This window comes from Polaromonas sp. P1_E3 (assembly GCF_056405935.1).
The window spans coordinates 1-2286 of the sequence record NZ_JBFUBD010000411.1; the positions used below are offsets into that span (position 1 = coordinate 1).

2 protein-coding genes and 1 tRNA gene are annotated in these 2286 nt (G+C 60.7%); 1 reads left to right on the top strand and 2 read right to left on the bottom strand.

The features are described from left to right. The coding region (locus tag AC1D0Z_RS19920; RefSeq protein ID WP_477659904.1) for an NADPH:quinone oxidoreductase family protein at nt 1–765 on the top strand (765 nt) is incomplete at its 5' end. Between the two features lie 99 nt (nt 766–864). On the opposite strand, the gene AC1D0Z_RS19925 is transcribed toward AC1D0Z_RS19920, so the two are convergent. Then, a tRNA-His gene (locus AC1D0Z_RS19925) sits at nt 865–940 on the bottom strand. A gap of 36 nt (nt 941–976) precedes the next feature. Next, the coding region (locus AC1D0Z_RS19930) for a peptidylprolyl isomerase (RefSeq protein ID WP_477659905.1) at nt 977–2286 on the bottom strand (1310 nt) is incomplete at its 5' end.

A 2286-nucleotide genomic window follows, 5' to 3' on the forward strand; every position in this document is an offset into this window, starting at 1 on the left:
GCCGTGGGTGAAGGCGTCACGCACCTCCAGGTGGGGCAAAACGTGGCGTGCCTCTCCGGCACAGGCGGATTCGGCACACACACCCTGGCTCCGGCGGCCCTGTGCATGCCGCTACCCAAAGGTTTCTCCTTCGTGGATGCCGCCGCTTTCATCATGATTTACGCAACCTCGTGGCATGCATTGATGGACCGCGCACAACTCAAGGCGGGTGAAACGGTACTGGTGCTCGGCGCGGCAGGCGGTGTGGGCACTGCGGCCATACAGATCGCCAAGGCCGCCGGCGCGCGTGTGATTGCGGCTGCATCCACCGACGAGAAATGCGCCCTGTGCACATCCATCGGTGCGGACGCCACCATCAACTACACCGCGAAGAACCTGCGCGATGAAATCAAGGTGCTGACTGACGGCAAAGGTCCGGATGTCATTTACGACCCGGTCGGCGGCGATTTTTCCGAGCCGGCTTTCCGCTCCATCGCCTGGCGGGGGCGTTATCTGGTGGTGGGTTTTGCTGCGGGCCCTATCCCGTCCCTGCCACTGAACCTCACACTGCTCAAGGGCGCATCCATCGTCGGCGTGTTCTGGGGTGACTTCGCCAAACGCGAGCCAAAAGCCAACGCAGCCATGATGGCCGAGCTGGCCGGCTGGTATGCCCAAGGCAAAATCAAACCTGTCATTGACCGCACCATGCCCATGGCCGAGCTGAAAGCCGCGTACGCCCACATGGGCTCACGTGGCGTTAAAGGCAAGCTGGTGATGGTGAACTAGGCTTGGCCCCGCCTGTGCGCTGTGCGCCTGTGCAAGGCGGCTGCGCAGGCCCAAATGGAAAAGTCCCGCGAGCCGTGCGGCAAGCGGGACTTCAAATACTGGGGTGGCTGATGGGGCTCGAACCCACGACAACAGGAATCACAATCCTGGACTCTACCAACTGAGCTACAGCCACCGGAGCCCTGCATTATAGCGGCAAAGCCGCTGCAATTTACTGGGTGACGACTTCTTCTCCGTTCGCCTTGGCGACAGGCGGCTTTGTCACCATGATTTTCGTCTTGAAGCGTTCTTTCAGGCCGTTGTAATACGCCAGGTTTTCCGCGGCGGTCCACCACTGCGCGTACTGGCCGCGTTCCTGCCTGGCTGCCGCCTCAAGCGGCGCTTCGCGCGGCACTACCTTGTTGACCTTGATCACAACGTAACCCTGCGCGCCCAGACTAACCCCGGCAAACGCCGGCAGGGCGGCGGCATCGGCGCGCAACGCCGCGTCAATTACGGGGTTGGGGAGTTTCTGGGTCTGCTCGCGTGACACGACCACGGGTGCAGCCAGGGCGGTCGCGGATGCCGGCGCAGCTTTCCACGCAGCCAGCTTGGCCTCGCCTTCCTTGCGTGCTTCTTCGGCGCTGCGCTGGGCAACCCAGCGCTGGCGCACAACATCCTTCACCTCAGCGAAAGGCTGGGTGCGTGCCGGGGTGTATTGGRTGATGCGRCCTGAAACCAGCTGGCTGGGCGCTGTTTCAACGGCTTCGGTATTGCGCTTCTTTTCGATCGCATCGGGCGAAAAAAGCGCGCCCAGGAATTTTGGATTGGACAGTACACCCGGTGCACCGGCTTTGGGCTGCCGAACAACATTGCTGGCTGTTTTGATTTCCAGCTTCAGCCGGTCCGCCACAGGCTTGAGGCTGTCGGGCTGCTCATAGACACCGTTGGTAAAGACGTCGGCGACTTCGGCGAACTTCTTCTGGGCTTCCTGCTTGCGGAGATCGGCTTCCAGTTGCGGTTTCATCTCTTCGAACGCGGGCCGCTTCGGCGCCTTGATGTCCGTCAGCTTGATGATGTGGTAGCCGAACTCCGACTCCACCACATTGCTGATGTCGCCTTTTTTCATCGCAAAGGCTGCGTCCTCGAACGGCTTGACCATGGAACCGCGTGCGAAAAAATCGAGATCGCCGCCGGCAGGCGCAGAACCCGTGTCCTGGGAATTCTTGCGAGCCACCTCGGCAAAAGTATCAGGCGCCTTCCTGACCTGTGCCAGCAATTCCTCTGCCCTGGCCTTTGCCTTTTCACGATCGGCTGCCGATGCGGTCTTTGGCGTGGCAATCAGGATGTGGCTGGCCCTGCGCTCTTCGGTGCCGCCCAGGCGCTGGATATTCTGCTCATAGTAGGTCTTGAGATCGGCTTCGTTGACGGTGACAGCTTTTTTGACGGTCTCGATGTCAAGCACGACGTATTCAATGGTGGCCTGTTCCGGCGCCTGAAAAAGCTTCTCGTTGGCTTTGTAAAACTGCTCGAGATCGGCAT